Annotated in this window: 15 protein-coding genes; 5 read left to right on the forward strand and 10 right to left on the reverse strand. The window is 41.5% G+C overall.

The window, feature by feature from the left end:
* The first annotated feature begins 57 nt into the window (after positions 1-57).
* The 4 genes from OCU21_RS02865 (at position 58) to OCU21_RS02880 (ending at position 5,142) form a co-directional block, all read left to right on the forward strand.
* Positions 58-954, forward strand: coding sequence for a BadF/BadG/BcrA/BcrD ATPase family protein (locus OCU21_RS02865; RefSeq protein ID WP_261806004.1), 897 nt, complete (start codon positions 58-60; stop codon positions 952-954).
* A 391-nt stretch (positions 955-1,345) separates the two neighbouring features.
* A complete protein-coding gene (locus OCU21_RS02870; RefSeq protein ID WP_261806005.1) occupies positions 1,346-2,434 on the forward strand; it encodes a DUF871 domain-containing protein in 1,089 nt (362 codons plus the stop codon).
* 318 nt (positions 2,435-2,752) lie between these two features.
* The gene (locus tag OCU21_RS02875) at positions 2,753-3,235 is read left to right on the forward strand and encodes a hypothetical protein (RefSeq protein WP_261806006.1); all 483 of its coding nucleotides are present in this window, start codon (positions 2,753-2,755) and stop codon (positions 3,233-3,235) included.
* A 449-nt stretch (positions 3,236-3,684) separates the two neighbouring features.
* Positions 3,685-5,142: an NCS2 family permease gene (locus tag OCU21_RS02880; protein ID WP_125597546.1), complete on the forward strand. Its 1,458-nt coding sequence runs from the start codon at positions 3,685-3,687 to the stop codon at positions 5,140-5,142.
* 144 nt (positions 5,143-5,286) lie between these two features.
* On the opposite strand, the gene OCU21_RS02885 is transcribed toward OCU21_RS02880, so the two are convergent.
* The 9 genes from OCU21_RS02885 to OCU21_RS02925 form a co-directional block, all read right to left on the reverse strand.
* Positions 5,287-6,360, reverse strand: a complete 1,074-nt coding sequence (locus OCU21_RS02885) for a metallophosphoesterase family protein (RefSeq protein ID WP_261806007.1) — start codon at positions 6,358-6,360, stop codon at positions 5,287-5,289.
* A gap of 48 nt (positions 6,361-6,408) precedes the next feature.
* On the reverse strand, positions 6,409-7,098 hold the full coding sequence (locus OCU21_RS02890; RefSeq protein ID WP_261806008.1) for an endonuclease/exonuclease/phosphatase family protein: 690 nt from the start codon (positions 7,096-7,098) through the stop codon (positions 6,409-6,411).
* A 57-nt stretch (positions 7,099-7,155) separates the two neighbouring features.
* On the reverse strand, positions 7,156-8,175 hold the full coding sequence (locus tag OCU21_RS02895; RefSeq protein WP_261806009.1) for a LacI family DNA-binding transcriptional regulator: 1,020 nt from the start codon (positions 8,173-8,175) through the stop codon (positions 7,156-7,158).
* A gap of 15 nt (positions 8,176-8,190) precedes the next feature.
* A complete protein-coding gene (locus tag OCU21_RS02900) occupies positions 8,191-9,333 on the reverse strand; it encodes a glycoside hydrolase family 88 protein (RefSeq protein ID WP_261806010.1) in 1,143 nt (380 codons plus the stop codon).
* Positions 9,326-9,940, reverse strand: a complete 615-nt coding sequence (locus OCU21_RS02905) for a YitT family protein (RefSeq protein ID WP_261806011.1) — start codon at positions 9,938-9,940, stop codon at positions 9,326-9,328. Before OCU21_RS02905 ends, OCU21_RS02900 begins: the two co-directional genes overlap by 8 nt.
* Before the next feature lie 5 nt (positions 9,941-9,945).
* Positions 9,946-11,724 carry a glycoside hydrolase family 35 protein gene (locus OCU21_RS02910; RefSeq protein ID WP_261806012.1) on the reverse strand — a complete coding sequence of 593 codons (1,779 nt, stop codon included), beginning with the start codon at positions 11,722-11,724 and terminating at the stop codon, positions 9,946-9,948.
* Positions 11,725-11,800: 76 nt separating this feature from the next.
* Positions 11,801-12,628 (reverse strand): carbohydrate ABC transporter permease, encoded by an 828-nt coding sequence (locus tag OCU21_RS02915; protein ID WP_261806013.1) that lies wholly within the window; start codon positions 12,626-12,628, stop codon positions 11,801-11,803.
* Positions 12,618-13,502: a carbohydrate ABC transporter permease gene (locus tag OCU21_RS02920; RefSeq protein ID WP_261806014.1), complete on the reverse strand. Its 885-nt coding sequence runs from the start codon at positions 13,500-13,502 to the stop codon at positions 12,618-12,620. Before OCU21_RS02920 ends, OCU21_RS02915 begins: the two co-directional genes overlap by 11 nt.
* Before the next feature lie 80 nt (positions 13,503-13,582).
* On the reverse strand, positions 13,583-14,932 hold the full coding sequence (locus OCU21_RS02925) for an ABC transporter substrate-binding protein (protein ID WP_261806015.1): 1,350 nt from the start codon (positions 14,930-14,932) through the stop codon (positions 13,583-13,585).
* A gap of 296 nt (positions 14,933-15,228) precedes the next feature.
* On the opposite strand from OCU21_RS02925, the gene OCU21_RS02930 reads away from it, so the two are divergent.
* Positions 15,229-16,041 carry an alkaline phosphatase family protein gene (locus OCU21_RS02930; RefSeq protein WP_261806016.1) on the forward strand — a complete coding sequence of 271 codons (813 nt, stop codon included), beginning with the start codon at positions 15,229-15,231 and terminating at the stop codon, positions 16,039-16,041.
* Between the two features lie 55 nt (positions 16,042-16,096).
* Here the strand turns inward: OCU21_RS02930 and OCU21_RS02935 are convergent, their stop codons facing one another.
* On the reverse strand, positions 16,097-16,915 hold the full coding sequence (locus tag OCU21_RS02935) for an AraC family transcriptional regulator (protein ID WP_261806017.1): 819 nt from the start codon (positions 16,913-16,915) through the stop codon (positions 16,097-16,099).
* Positions 16,916-16,950 lie beyond the last annotated feature (35 nt).

Consider the following 16,950-nt stretch of genomic DNA (forward strand, 5'->3'; position numbering starts at 1 on the left):
TAAGTTAAAGCACGTTTTTTAAGTCCCTTATTCAAAATAGAAAGGGTGTGGATCTTCTTGCAATATTTAATTGGTGTTGATAGCGGCGGTACTCACATTGTAGGACAGGCGTTGACTAGTACGACTGGCACGATTTTAGCGCAAAAAGAAAGTGGCGTCGGCAATATTTTATTAGCGCCGCAACAAACGATCACAAATTTAAAAACGGTGATCAAAGGACTCCTTCACGAGCTGGCTGATCATGATTGTCAAATGATCCTCTTGGGTATCGCAGGAGTAGAAACGGTTGGCAATAGCGCGCAATTGGCAGCAGACTTTACGCAGAGCTTCAAAATACCCACCTATGTTATCAGCGATGCACAATTGGCTCTTCTCAATGGTTTAGAAGGACACGACGGCACCTTGGTGATCGCAGGGACCGGCTCGGTTATCTATGGCCGCCAAAATCAGCAGCTGTTCCGGTATGGCGGTTGGGGCAACTTACTTGGCGATACTGGGAGCGCCTATCAAATCGCGATCAGTGCGCTGAAGGCCATGCTTAAAAGTTTTGATGATCAACAAAGCAATGATTTGACCACTCCCCTTTTAACTGCCTTGAACGCCACTGATCCACGCCAAGCAGCACACAAGATCTACACATTAGACCGGCCCGAAATCGCCGGCCTCGCTAAAGTCGTCGCTGCCGTCGCTGACCAAGGAAGTGCCACGGCGCAACAGGTTTTGGTGACACAAGCGGCCGCACTGGCAGCTGAGACTACGCAACTATTACATCGTTTTAGCGCACCGCTCCCGGCCAAGATCGCTTTGTCCGGATCGGTCCTGGTTTATAATGGATTCTACCGCAAAACATTTCTTAGTCACCTACACACAAGCTATCCACAGCTTGAGCCGATCGTCGTTGATACTAACAATGCCCGTGGCGCTATTTTTTGGTCGCGGTGGCAAAAGAAATAAAATATTTTTTCAAATAAAAATCGGTATATACCAATACATTTAGCCACTGATCTTTTTGGCAACCGACTTGTCTTCGCTTAACTAATATGAACCTAAACCAGTTGTCTATTTCGCAAGAAAAGTGCCGGTAAAATGCCGCTGATTCAAGTATTACAGCGGTTTCTCAACTGATTCTGGTGTATAATGTTTTTTGTAAATAAGCTTTCTCTGCGGTCGGATCAAATGACCACCGCTGGCAAAAATCAAAAACAGAGTGCGAGCCGACCTGGTCAGCTTCAGAGCATTAGCCTAGCAAAGGCTTTGGAAACGTACCTTGCTTCCGGAACAGTTGCGTAGCTAAGCGTAAGAAGCTAGGGCAGCGAACACGTTTCAGAAAAGGAGATCATTGATTATGACAATGCGACAATTAGGCTTATCGATTTATCCTGATCACAGTACTTTTGAGGCTGACAAAGCCTATTTAGAACTGGGACACAAATATGGTTTCAGCCGGATCTTCATGAGCATGCTGGAAGTCAAAGGGTCTGTTGAAGAAACTAAAAACAAATTTCAAAAGATCATCGATGTTGGTAATGAGTTGGGTTACGCGACGGTCCTTGATGTAGCGCCGCGGATTTTTGAACAACTGGGGATCAGCTATGACGATTTGAAATTCTTTAGCGACTTACACGTGGCTGGGATCCGTCTTGACGAAGGGTTCAACGGCGCGACTGAAGCGATGCTGTCTTATAATCCTTATGGCTTGATCGTTGAATTGAATATGAGTAATAATGTTGATTACCTCAACAACATTATTAGCTACCAAGCCAACACCCCATTCCTTTATGGTTGCCATAATTTCTATCCGCAAGTCGGTACTGGCTTGCCTTATGATTTCTTCATGGCATGTACCGAACGCTTCCGCAAATTTGGCATTCATACTGCCGCTTTTGTTGCTAGCCAAGTTGGCGATCAAGGTCCTTGGAATGTCAATGACGGCTTGCCTACTTTGGAAATGGATCGCCGTTTGCCGATCGAAGTGCAAGCGAAGCATTTATTCGCCAGTGGTGGCATCGACGATGTGATCATTGGGAATGCTTACGCTTCTGAGGCCGAATTAGCGGCCTTGGCGCGGATCGATCGCTATCAAGTTCAATTCCACATTGATTTTGTGGACGCGGTCAATGATATTGAAAAAACCGTAGCGCTGAAACCACAGCATTTCCGTCGTGGCGATATGAACAGCTTGGTGATCCGTTCGACCATGCCGCGGGTCACTTACAAAGAAGTTCCGAACAAGCCTCATGATAACACCGAAGAATTCCAACGCGGTGATATCCTTGTCGGTAATGATGACTTTGGTATTTACAAGAACGAACTCCAAATCGTGCTCGAACCGCACAAAGAACCCCGCAAGAACAAGATCGGCAGTATCTCACCTGAAGAATTGATCCTGCTGGACTTCATTAAGCCTTGGAGCAAATTCCGCTTCATCGACTAATCGATCATAATTTCCAATACCAAAAATTTTAGGTCCAAATTTCTAGAAAAAGCTGACCATCGTTGATTTATTTGACGGTGGTCAGCTTTTATATTTATCTCGCATCAACGTGTCGCGCCGCCATCACCGTTGATTGCAAGCGTTGACAAAAAACAGTCTTGCGCTATAATGAACAATGTCGAGGGTAACCATTTAGAGCAACCAAAAAATCAGCAACCTGGGCAAATAACTAGTACTTCTACCTAACAGACGATGGAACTATGGATTTGATTTTCCACGGTCAGGAAATCACCCTAACATGACAAGGAGTGGGTCAGAATGAAACAACGGGCAAAGCTTGGATTACTTGGGATAGTATTGGTGGTATTGCTCAGTTTTTTAATTGTGCCGAATCTCATTCACGGGGAGCAAGACCAGTCGGTTTATCTGAAAGATCTAACTTTTTTGAAAGCGGAAGACGATGAAGTGGCTAATGAACAGTTTATTCGGCAAGAGATCGGCGAAGTCAAACAACTGGTCAGTCGTAGTCACCCACTTAAGAACAATGGTGAAAGTAATTTTCTGGCACCAGGCACTAAGATTTACTTGTATGCGCCCGATGACACTGGTGACGATGATGAGTACGCTAGTTTTTATGGCGCCGTTTATCGCGATCAACAGGGCGTCCATCTACTAAGCTGTCTGTCCTCAAAAGAATCAGCATGTCCATTCTACGAGCGTTATGGTAAGTATTTGCACGTTTCCTATCAAGATTTCGTTAAGAGTTTACAAGAAGACAAGGGACTTATTCGTCAACATTGATGGTTCCTGATCTAATCAAGCAAACTCCGAAAGTCTGTCATCTTTAGTGGCAGGCTTTTTTCTTTGCTCCTTTGCAAAACCAGCCTAGAAGGTAAGAATCCTTTCTTGTCTGCCTTTATGAGATAGGCCAAGGCAACAGCCGGAACTTGGAACAACTTTAATGGTCATCTTAGGTAAATGAGGACGACTTGAAATTATTTGCGCTGCTATTATTGGTGCACTAACCCAAGCAAGCTTCGGGCGATCAGCTTTTAGTTCTCCAGAGACCCCAATGACAGCCGTTAGTGATTTTGCGATAAATCAGTGCAGATCATGACCTCATTTATCGATTATCAGACAAAACACGAACTATTATTTTATTAATTATTAAATAGTTTGGTTTTTACGTTGATTTATTGATCGTTTTCCGCTATTATAAAATCATCACATTGAAAAGGGGAACAATATTCATGGAGAACTTCTTTAAACTTCGGGAAAACCATACCAAGGTCAGTACCGAAGTGATGGCAGGGGTCACCACCTTCTTCGCCATGTCCTACATTCTTTTCGTCAATCCGGCTATTTTATCGTTAACGGGAATGCCAAGTCAGGCGGTCTTCCTCGCGACGATCATCGCCAGCGCGGTCGGAACTTTGATCATGGGTCTGTTCGCCAACGTGCCTTACGCACTGGCACCAGGGATGGGATTAAATGCGTTCTTCACCTACACAGTTTGCTTCGCGCTTGGGTTCACGTGGCAAGAAGCATTGGGGTTGGTTTTCATCTGTGGACTGATCAATATTTTGATCACGGTCACCAAAATTCGGAAAATGATCATCAAGGCAATCCCCGAATCTTTGCAACACGCCATGGGCGGCGGGATCGGCGTCTTCATCGCTTATATTGGGATCAAGAACGCAGGCTTCCTGCAATTCACTTCTGATTCTGGCAATATTCTCAGTATCAACAACCAAGCTTACAACGCCACACAATCCGCTTACAAAGGCGGCGTGACCAACGTGGTGACTGGCGGCGGCATCGTCCCTGCGTTGGTCAACTTCACCCAGTCCGGCGCGTTGCTGGCTTTGGTCGGCTTGGCAGTGATCATCGTGCTCCTCGTCAAGAAAGTTCCCGGCGCTGTTCTGATCAGTATTTTGATCGCGACGATCATTGGGATCCCCATGGGCGTGACCAATGTCCATGTTGACGCGATGAACTCCTTGGGCAATTCGATCCATGAATTAGGCACCACTTTTGGCGCCGCGTTAGGTGCGAAAGGGTTGGGTTCCCTTTTCGCCAGCGCAGACCGCTTACCATTGGTGATCATGACGATCATCGCGTTCAGTTTCTCCGATACTTTTGATACGTTGGGCACGTTTATTGGAACTGGTCGCCGCACCGGCATCTTCTCCGCCGAAGATGAAAAAGCCATGGAAAACGGTTCTGGTTTCTCTTCTAAAATGGACAAGGCACTCTTCGCCGATTCGATTGCCACTTCGATTGGGGCCATCTGCGGGACCAGTAACACCACCACTTACGTCGAATCCGCGGCCGGAATTGGCGCTGGTGGTCGGACCGGGTTGACCAGTGTGGTCACCGCCATCTTGTTCTTACTCAGTAGTCTGTTCGCACCCTTCATCGCCATTGTTCCCACGGAAGCCATTGCACCAGCCTTGATCGCCGTTGGGGTCATGATGATGGGCGCCTTCAAGAACATCGATTGGGATGATCTGACCGAAGCGATTCCCGCCTTCATGGCCTCGATCTTCATGGGACTGGTCTACAACATCTCCTACGGGATCGCCGCGGGCTTCATCACCTACTGCTTGATCAAGGCCGTTACCGGCAAGGCCAAAGAAATCCATCCGATCCTCTGGATCTGTTCCGGATTATTCATCCTCAACTTTGTCATGATGGCATTGATTTAAATTTATTTTCACCAAAAAAGACGAAGTTCGATTTCCTCGGACTTCGTCTTTTTGCTTCTTTTATTATCATTATCCACATATGATTACTGATCCGTCTAATTCATCTTTAACCGTTTTATATTCTAACTCTGGTCAAGAAAGTGCTTAAAACTCTTTCGGATCTGCTCTAAATGAATCAATCCTAAAAGTAACCTCTTTTTCGGTTACCCAGTAATTCTCAAGGAAATTCCTCAAGCGCAGTCTGATCTCTGACCCATAAACATCAACTTGATAAGCATCACAACAACCTTTATCCCCATAGTCGGCTCTAATGTAAGAGGGTAAATCAATAATATGGCCAAAATCCATTGCATAAACCTTTAATAGATCTCTTCCGTTATGAACATGGCCGGTAAAAATCACCGTATTGGGATAGTCATAAAGAATATTTCGAAGCTTTTCCTCATGATCAACAATCCGATCAGGATCATCCAAAGGATACTGACCGGGATCATAAATACGGTCAAGAACGATATGGTCCGATGTTCCCTTAAATGCCTGATGGATCAACACAAAAACAGGTTTTTGATCATCATTCTTTTCAGCCAGCTTTTTTTGTAACCACGTCAACTGAGCTGTCGACAAATACGCATTATCCTTCATATCTCGTTCCGTATTCAAAACAATGAAATGATAATCACTGACCCAGGTATCCCAATAGAGCTGTCGTTTTTCTAATGCTGTCCCCATATGATCACCATTATATTTAAAATAATTATGCTGATAGACGAGCGGGTCTTTTTGCCAGCGAACATCATGATTTCCTAAAGCAGCGATTGGGTTGACCGTATTATTCGCAACTAGAAAGTTAAAAAAGGCAGCATATTCCATTTCAGTTCCGCGCGAAGTGAAATCTCCGGGAACCAATAGTGCCGCCGATATTGGATTTAAAAACGGAATATCTTTAAGGGCCATGATAAATCTACTATTTTCAGGCAACTCTTCATTATTGCCATTGGTGTGAGGGTCTCCGATCACATTAAAAGTTAAATCAGGAACTTTTTTGTTTTCACTGATAAATTCATTTAGCAAATGTAAGTTTCTGCCATATCTAAGCGGATCACTTTCCCGAAAACTTATATTTTCTTCCAACCGTTGCTGGAGAACTTTTTTAAGAGAGCTTGGCCACGATCGTGTTGCGATCTTCGCTACCAAATCATCGTAAAATGTCGTTACCATAGTTATCGCCTCACATATAATATTTAGGGCCTGCTATTTCAGCGCCAACTAATCGCAATCAAACTCGGCAATCAATAATGCATGGTCGGATAGATCAGTTGGGATGATCTGCCGCTTATTTAGTTTGAACTCTGACGAAAATAAAATATTATCAATAGCCATTGTCCGCATATTAGCATCTTGCCCCATAAACGTCGCTACCCAATCGTCGGCCCAGCCATTGACCTTATTCAGATCCAAAGAGAATCCTTCCCACTCGGCAATATCTTGATCTGTATTAAAATCTCCTGCAACTATTAATGGTAGTTTAGCCCGAGAAATAAACTCGTTCATTTCCTTTACTTGAGCCACTCTAATATCAGGATTCTCATAGCTCAAATGAGTATTCATCATCAGAATCTGACGTTTTTCACACACTAGTCGTACACTTTGAAAAAGTCTAGGTTCATCTCCAGAAATGGAAAAGAACTGTGTCATTGGGTCTCTTATCTGCCATTTTGACAAAAGCGAGATGCCATACGACCCCTTTAAGAAAGGCATTGATTCTGAAAAGTAATGGTTAAATGCCAATTTTTGACCGATCACCTCAGTAGTGCGCCGATAAAAACGCTGTGTCTCTTCATCAACCTCTTGAAGCGCCAAGAAATCTAACTGCTGACTTTGTAAGAAATAACTCAACAAATCAAGATCTGGCTGTAATCCTGATGCCATATTCAATGTACCAACTCGAATGATCAAACTATCATCTCCAGCATCTATTTCTAAAACCTCAAGATGTAGATGTTTATCTTTAGATCAACCTCTTGATTGTTTAATGCTTCCCTGTGTGCTACCCCGTAATTTCAATTTTGTAGCAACAATAATTTTCTTGGCAATCTTTCTATTTGACTCGATCTTATCTATCAAGAGATCAACGCTTGAACTGCCCATAATATCCGTATAAACCTTGACAGTACTTAATTTTGGGTACACATATTTTGCCACGCTACTATCATTGAACCCGACCAACGAAACTTGTTCAGGAATTTTAATATCCTGCTCCTGCAAGGCACGCAATGCGCCCACCGCGAGTAGATCATTACCTGTAAAAAATGCCGTTGGTAAATCATCGGGAAAAAGCTTAATGGCTTCTTTCATTTGACGATAACCTGAATCAACGTCAAAATCATCCTGAAAAACGTATTTCTCCGCATACAGGTGGGCTTGATTCAAATATTTCTTAAACGCCCGCAATCGTGGGTCCACACTGGGGACTCGGCCTCCAACCGATTTTCCAGCATCGATCCCGCCAATATAACCGATTTTACGATGCCCATTTTTGATAAAGAAGCTGATCACATCAGCAATCGCCTGATCAAAATCGACAACGACCGAGTCATATTTATTTGAGAGGAGACTCATATTCACAAACACGACATTACTCGTTACTTTTATGAGTTTCCTGCGCTGCGTTGGCGAACACTCACCAATTGATATGATACCGATAACATCCTTAGGAAATTCATTATCACTATCTTTATATAAACGAACAATATCATAACCCAATTCTGAAATTCGCTTTTCCGCAGACATTCGAATAGAAAGATAATAAGTATCCTCAATCTCATCTTGTTCTTTTAACCATTGAATGATAACGACCTTACCTTTTTCCATGGGGATCTTATTTTTCTTTGTATAATCCAGTTCTTCTACTGCCTCAAAAATTCGTTTACGTGTCTTATCACTAACCGATAAAGTTGGATCATAATTCAAGACCCGTGATACCGTTGTTTTGGAAACACCTGCTAAATTCGCAATATCCAGAATTGTTGCCATGATAAAATTTCCTTCCTACCAGTAACTTAACCAACTTTGATAGCTACGCAATAATGCTTCAAAATAAAAATAATCCCCCCAAGTCGTACATTCATCGACCCCATTATTTTCAGGTTTTGAATATACACCTTGAGTTAATATACCATTCGAACCCGCTATCCCTCTTGTAGTATAATTTTGAGCTAATGATCGAATGATTTCAAGTGCAAAGTTTTCATACTGAGATTTCTTAGGATCCGTAACCGGCAATTGTTGTGCAAGTTCCAAAAGCCCACTTGCTGCAACCGCGGCCGCAGAAGTATCCCGTTCTTCAGAAGAGTCGGTCCCAAACGATAGGTCCCAATAACAAACAAAGTCTGCTGGACATTTCGAAATAAAGTAATCGGCCACTACCTTAGCCGTCTCGAGAAGACTGGCATCTTTTAAATAACGATAGCCTAATGCAAACCCATAAATTGCCCACGACTGCCCACGAGCCCAACATGACTCATCCGAATATCCTTGAGCCGTTCTTCCAAAACGTGGTGCTCCAGTCTTGGTGTCCATATAGAAAGTATGATATGTAGAACCGTCATGACGAACTAAGAATTTCTGAGCACGTTTCAAGTGATTTTTCGCCGCCTGATAATAGGCCAGGTTACCAGTTACTTGACTTGAAAAAAACAAGAGTGGCAAATTCATATTACAATCAATGATCATTCTTCCTTGCTGATCAGGATCACTTAACTCACCCCAAGCCTGAATGATTTTTGCCTGTGGCTGATATCTTCGCATCAAAACCTCGGCTGCCTGTATTGCCATCTGCTTGGCATCTTGATCGAAATTAGTTCGATATTCGGCTACTGCCGAAGGTGAGTATAGAAATCCTAGGTCATGATGATTTAAAACGATCTCATGATCTAACCTTTTTTGGAAAACTGTTAACTGCTTTGAGATGACCATTTGTATTTTGGCACTATTACGATATTCATTCGCTAAGTGAAGCATCCCGGTCCAAAAACCATCCGTCCAATCTCTATTCTCAACTGCAGCGTAATGATAATCCGTAGATACAGCAGATGGCACCAACACCTCAAATTCATCAAGGCTCTCAAAAATACGTTCGTAGGCAAAATCTAATTCATCTTTAAGCAACTCACGTGTCATTTTGTTAATCATTCTGTTCCTCCAACTGTTTGCGGTCACTCTCTCGATTTAACAATTTGCTCAGTAACCATGAATTGAGAAAACTAAAGAGCACGCCAACCAACACTGACTGCCAACCATAAACGAAAAATCCCAGTAATAAAACTGAAAAATTGATCCAACGAATCGCATGGGCAATATTGATGCGATTATTTTTTTTATGGGCAACTAAGGCCAGTACATCCATACCAACAGTAGAAGCATTAGCTGTAATGCAGCAATAATAACCTATTGCGATCAAAATACTGGCCAAAATAAAATCTATGGGAAAATTGATGCGCGCGGAGAATGGCGCTAAATAGAACACACTAAAAAAGAGGTTGTAACAAATACTACTCAAAATAGAGCGGAAGAAATTCTGTCTACCCAAGAAAAACCAGCAGATCACCAACAATAAAAGCGTGATGCCATTCGTTAAATAGAGGATCGGGATCCCCAATGCTTTATTGCCGATCATAGCAACGCTTGTTACTCCACCATTAATAATGGTATGTGGCTTCATCCACTTAGCATAAGCAAAACCCATCAAAATATTTCCTCCAATGATTTTGATGATGGCTTGCCACTTTTGTTTATTCATCAAATCTAATTACTCTCCACATCAATATAACAAGGCTGACTACTAAATTCGACCTTCTCGAGCTGGATTCCCTCTGTTTCAAAAACAATGATCTCATTTTGTCCACACTTTAAAAATGATGCTGGTAAATATAGTGAGGCAGTCGGTCCGATTTGCCAATATCGACCCAAATTATGTCCGTTAACAATGACCACGCCTTTTCCCCAACTGCGGCAATCAACAAACGTACTCTTCGGTGCGGTCAAGTCGAAGAATCCACGATAAAAGGTTGGTGTACCCTTTTTTTCATCTTTCGTGAAATCTAACTTTTCCAAATTAGTTAATGGTAACGCAAAGTGTTCGTAGCCAGACAGGTAATGAATATCCTCTCTGATTCCACCACGGATCCCTTTTCGTTGCCGCGTCGAGATAAGCTTGGGCCCATAATTATTTCTGGCCGTATTCTCAACTAGAATATCAAGAGTATTGATCTCTTTTTCTAGCTTAACATTAATAGCTGTGCCGATTTCTTGTTGATCCTGTGTTGCGATCGCTTGCTCATTCAAAAAGAATTGTAGCCGATCACCTGCGTCAACGGCGCGTAAGTCATCTATTTCTCGTTGTCGTTTTAGCGTAGTTCGATACAATAAATAGCCAGTTGATTGATCTAGTTGCTCCATCGTTAGCGGATAATCGTTAATAACAGGCTGACTCAATTCTGATAATACAGAAAATAGCGATACCTTTTCTTTTAAATCGACACTATCCAGTTGACCAGTACTCGGATAAATAGGCGCTTTGATCTGGGCCTGCGGATATACTTCTTTGATTACTTTTTGAATTGCAAAGAACTTCTCAGTAGGTGCTCCCCATTCAGTCAATGGTGCATCATAGTCATATGACGTGATCTGCGCAAGATCCTCAGTCTCAAAATCCGACTTACCATTCATGAAACCAAAATTGGTTCCGCCACGAAACATGTAGAAATTGATGCTACCCATTTCCAGCGTCTTCTTGACCTCATTCGCTGTTTCCACCGCTGAACGTCGAATGATTTTCTTACCCCAATTATTGAACCAACCATCCCAAAATTCCATACACATCAAGGGGCGCTTAACTTGATGTTCAGAAAAATGCTTTTTTAACGCCCCGAAATTTTCATCTGGATCCGAGCCAAAATTAGCTGTTGCTAGGACGTCATCGACCATCAATGATCCTGAATCCAGTGCCGCCTCCCAACCACCATCTGATGTGCACAACGGTACATCAACACCGCGATCGATCATCATCTTTTTCAATTTCCGAAGATATTCATGATCATTACTGAATGAGCCATATTCATTCTCGATCTGCATCATGATAACATTACCACCATGCGTCGTCTGGAAAGGAACCAGTTTAGGTAATAATTTATCATAGTACGCAGAAACGGCCGCTAAAAAGTCAGGATCCTGACTCCTGATCTGGATATTGCGATTCTTCAGTAACCAAGCAGGCAGTCCGCCAAATTCCCATTCTGCACAAATATAGGGTGACGGACGCAGTATAATCAATAATCCCATTGATTGGGCTAATTTTAGAAACGATTCAACATCTGCTAATCCAGTGAAGTCAAAGGTCCCTGCTTGGGGCTCATGTAAATTCCATGGCACATAAGTTTCAACGGTATTACAGCCCATCGCCTTTAAATTATAAAGTGTCTGTTCCCATTCTTCTGGAACGATTCTAAAATAATGAACCGCTCCAGAAATAATTTTAATTGGGTGATTATTTAAATAAAACTCATCGCCTATCTTAAACTTCATATTCTGACCTCATTATTTCTTCCTCTAGCTTTTATTGTCCATGATCGTATTACGGTGGACATATCTATAGTTCTTTTTACTTGATTGCGGAATCAATGCCATTTGACTTGAATTTTGTCTGTAACCACATATAAATCAGCACAACAGGCACAACTGAAGTCGCTAAGATCGCCATCAAAGCACCATAATTTAGTGGATCATAACTGTTTTGTGTCATATTCTGAATGACTAATGGTATCGTGAATTTGCTGGAATCAGATAAGATTACTAATGGCATCAAGTAAGAATTCCAATAACCCATAAATGTTAGCAACGCTGTCGTGATAATACTTGGCGTCAAAACTGGCATTGCGATCTTCAGAAAAATCGTCCACTCTCCAGCGCCATCAATTCGCGCGGCCTCCATCAACTCTGTCGGAAATTTCTGGGCATATTGTCGCATCATGAAAACCGAGGTCGTTGAGGCCAATCCAGGAATAATGACACCGGCATAAGTGTTCGTCAATCCAACTTTACTTAAAATATAGAAAGTTGGGATCAACACTGCAAATCCAGGAACCATCCGTGAGATCATCACCAAATTAAAAATCAAGTTACTGCCCTTAAAGCGATATTTAGCCATAACATAACCAGCTAATGTCGTAATAAAGGTGGATAGGATCGTTCCCACGATTGTAATAAACGCTGAATTCCACAGGACCTTAACATAATTATATTTCTCTTGAATTTCTTTTAGGTTTTTCATGAAGTACGGTCCCGGTGTAAAATTGATTTTTTCACCAAGGATCGTTGCATTATTCTGGGTCGCTGCAATAATCATGTAGACATATGGTAGTGCAAAGACGACCAACCCAACAATCAAAACAAGGTAGATAATCGTTGGCCGAAAAATTTTACGCTTCATTGTCTTTACCTCCAATAATGAACTGAATAACTGAGAGAATTGCCGCTACGATCACCATCGTCCAAGAGATCGCAGATGCTTTACCAAAATCAACCATCTCAAAACTAGTCTTATATAAGTTGACACCAACTGTGACGGCCGACGACTCTGGACCAAAACCATTTTTAAACAAGATATTAGGCACTTCGAAAGCCCCTAATCCATTGATCGTTGATAATATCATGCCCATAAGGATCACTGGCTTCAGCATCGGTATCGTGATTTTAAAGAACTGCTGAAAACTGTTGGCGCCATCGATATCAGCACTTTCGTATATTTCTCCGGAGATATTCTGAAGTCCAGCTAAAAACAGTACTGTATAGTAACCAACATTTAACCAAATACTAATAATGATGATCGATACTCGCGCCCAGAATGGATCCGTCAACCAGGGAATAGGCTGGCCGCCAAAGGCTGTAACAACAGCATTGAATAGACCGGTAGGATTATAGAAAGTTAAAAACACTGATGAAACAGCAACTATCGATGTTACTGCTGGCAAATAATAAACTGTTCTAAAAAAGCCCCTGCCCTTGATCGTTGGTTTATTCAGAAGGACTGCAAAAATCAAAGCTAACAAAACTGTGATCGGAATCGAGAAAAACATAAAAATAAAGACGTTATAGTATGACTTAAAGAATAACGGGTCCTTAAAAATAGCCTTAAAATTACTCAGTCCAACGAAATCGATTGAATCTGAGACCTGTGAAAAACTAAACCACAGCGACATAATAGTTGGTATCAAAATTGTAATGATAAAAAAGATTAAAAACGGCAGCATCATGCTATAGGCAGCTTTACTAAAGTTCGTGATTTTTTTCCTACGCTTATTCATCGCTCGGAGAGCCCCCTTCAAAGAGAAAACACTATAGGAAATCGCACGTCTCCCATAGTGTCCTCACCTAATCTAAAAAGTTATTTATTTACTTTGATGCTGTACTTAGCTACAAATTCATCGGCCTGCTTTTGTAACGCTTTATCAACAGAAGTTCCATTCTTCTTAATATCATAACTTGCTGCTTCAATATAGTTACCTAGGTCTGCTGTATATGGGAATGCATAGCCTTCAATACTATCCTTACTGATTTCGTTCAGAGTTTGTAAAATTTCCTGATCACCATAATAAGCAAATTTCTTATGACTTGCTTCGGTGTCATATGCTTTCGTATTCGCAGGCAAACCACTTAGATCCATATAGGACGCTAAACAATCTTGGTTAGTCAATGCGAATGAAATAAATTGTAATGCTGCTGTCGGATTATTTGATTTCTTTGGTACATAATAACTTGAACCGCCACTCATTGGTGAATAGCTTTTCGCGCTTTCACTAATTGCAGGAACCTTACCAATTCTCCAATCGCCACTGTCATCTGGATAATCATTCGCTTGGTATGAAGCTAGCCAACCACCAGCAAAGATCGCGCCACATTTTTGACCAATAGCTGTATAGTCCTTTGAGTTACCATATGAAACTAAATCAGCATCCTGGATTTTTTTGATAATTTGATATGCTTTCTTTACTTCAGGCTTTAGCAGATTTAAATTACCTGATTTATCGAACATTGAAAGTCCCTGTTCCTCAGTCAAATAGTTGACTAAGTCCAGCTCACCAGTATCACGCATGAAAAGCAAGTTCTTGCCAGTCTTGGCTTTTAGCTGTTTCCCTGCTTCAATGAACTCGTCCCATGTCTTGATATCGTCCATATCGATCCCAGCCGATTTGAAGGCTTTATCGTTATAGAACATCGCTGCGTTACCCCAATCATTTGGGAAACCATATGTTTTCTTACTTGGCGCAACATTTGCCAGCATATTCATTTTGGCGCTATAGAAGTTAGAACCATACTTCTTTACAAAACCATAGTCTTCAGATGAATAGAAGTTCTTCTCAAATTTGTTAAAAATAGAGCCGGCATTACTATCTTGCAAGAAAATCAAATCTGGCATTTTCTCGCCTGCAACCAATTTAGGGGTGATTTTCTGAACCATCGGAACGTTTGGTGCCACATCTACTGCCTTTATTTTTAAACTTGTCTTATATTTTTTGTTATAGATTTTTAAAGATTCCTGTAGATAGTCCGTGTTTTTTCCTTTTGGAGCATATACTTCCAGCGTTCCTGTTTTAACACGCTCGGCCTTGGCCAAATCAGCTTCTGTTTTATTACCAGACTTACTGTCCTTGCTACTGGTACCACCACTACAACCCGCTAACGTTAATACTGCTGCAACTACAGCTACCCCGCCTAAAAACTTACTAAGTTTCATTATTACTCCTCCTTAAAATGTAAGCGCTGTCTACCTCACCACTGATATTATACCGTTAAGTAAACTTTGTCAACATAGTTCAGTAAACTTTTTCGATAAAGTTTACCAGACGGTGACCGATGTCAATTTTCGAGATAACGCAACCATTGCTGATAGATCAATCTATCAGGTTTTAATAATTATAAATCTAAAAAATTGAATGACAACTTATATAGGAATTTGCACAAGAAAATAGCCTTTTAAGTTCAGTAAACAATCTATACTACGCTTATTAAGTAAAAGGAGATCAAGATATTATGAAGAAAGTCGCTATGATCATGTTAGATGGCTGTCGCTATGACTTAGGCTGTGAGAATCTAGGCTACATGATGCACCTAGTCGAAAAACATCAGGCATCGTTATTTAAAGTCGAATCAGAGTTACCTAGTCTATCAAGACCTTGCTATGAAGTATTATTGACCGGGACCCCTGCCTATATCAACGGAATCACTGATAACAGTATCGTTCGACGCTCTAATCAGATCAGTATTTTTGACTTAGTGAAAGCTCACGGCGGCATTTCGGCGGCTGCCTCTTACCATTGGATCAGTCAGCTTTATAATAATCCTGATTTCAATTTGGCCTCTGATCGTTTCCAAACCGATTTAAACCAAGCAATCCAATATGGTATCTATTATGATGATATTTACCCCGATAAATGTTTACTGGCAGATTCCTATTACTTAGCAAGAAAATATCAACCAAATTTTTTATTCACACTGCCAATGTCAGTTGATGACTATGGTCATCGTTACACCTCAGATTCTTCTGAATATCGAGAAATGATTGCCAAGGCCGACTCAGCTTTAGCCCAGTTCATCCCTTTATTACAAGCTGAAGGCTACGACATCCTTCTCACGGCCGATCATGGTATGGATGAGTTTGGTCATCACGGCGGGACTCGGCATGAGGTTCGTGATGTTCCTTTATTCCTAATATCAAGTAACGTTCAACCGGGCGATTTTTCATCACAATCAATCCCGCAGTTAATGATTGCCCCATTGGTTTGTAATTTACTTGATTTGCCCGTAAGTCCGGCAATGATCGAGCTGGCTTTGCCTGACAAATAGAATACGAAAAATCGACATCACCTAGGCAAAGTGATGTCGATTTTTTCATATCGTTTTATTTTAATAACCCTTTTTTATATTGCATTGGGGCGATCCCGTGGACCTTTTTAAAGGCTAAAGCAAAACTCGATTCTGAAGCAAAGCCGACTTGTCGCGCTATTTCCGAAATAGTGAAATCTGAACTTTTCATTAAGGCAATGCTTTCCGATAATCTACGTTCAAGAATATATGAGTAGATCGTTCGCTGATAAGCCTTTTTAAACAATCGACAGGCATAATAGGAGCTAATATTTTGTCGCTTAGCCAATTGATCAATACTCAAGGGGTGATTGAAATTAGTATCGATATCTTGTTTCAATAAATACGCATACCCATTTTGAGCTTGCTCTACCTGTGGCATTGGCGAGATATCCGTCAAGCGCTCTAAATCGATCAACAATAACGAGATCAAACACTTACTAGCTATCTGGTAAGCAGATCGCTTGACACTTAGTTCCTCGATCAGCCGCCGTAAGTAATTCTGAAATACCAAATCATAATCATAAAACTTTTGATAACTATTTATTTGATCAACAGAAGATTTTAGGTTCGAAATGCCTAGAACGATGTACTCGAATGACTGTTGTGCCATGGCGCGTTCGGTGTGTCTGACGAATGGTGAAATCAAAATCAATTCATTTTTTACTACGGTCACTATTTCATCATTTATCTCGAATAAACCTCGCCCTGCAGTTACATAAAACAACTCAGTAAATGGATGACTGTGTTTCTGACTGACCCACCCCTGGTCTGCCCGACTACGATTGATATAATTGATATCCGCCTCAAAGCGTTCATTATTTACGGCTTGATATTTAAATTCTTCAAATGTCACGCCAATCACCTCGCTCACTACATGATCAATGGCAT

The organism is Lapidilactobacillus luobeiensis, assembly GCF_024345205.1.
Classification (GTDB): Bacteria; Bacillota; Bacilli; order Lactobacillales; family Lactobacillaceae; genus Lapidilactobacillus; species Lapidilactobacillus luobeiensis.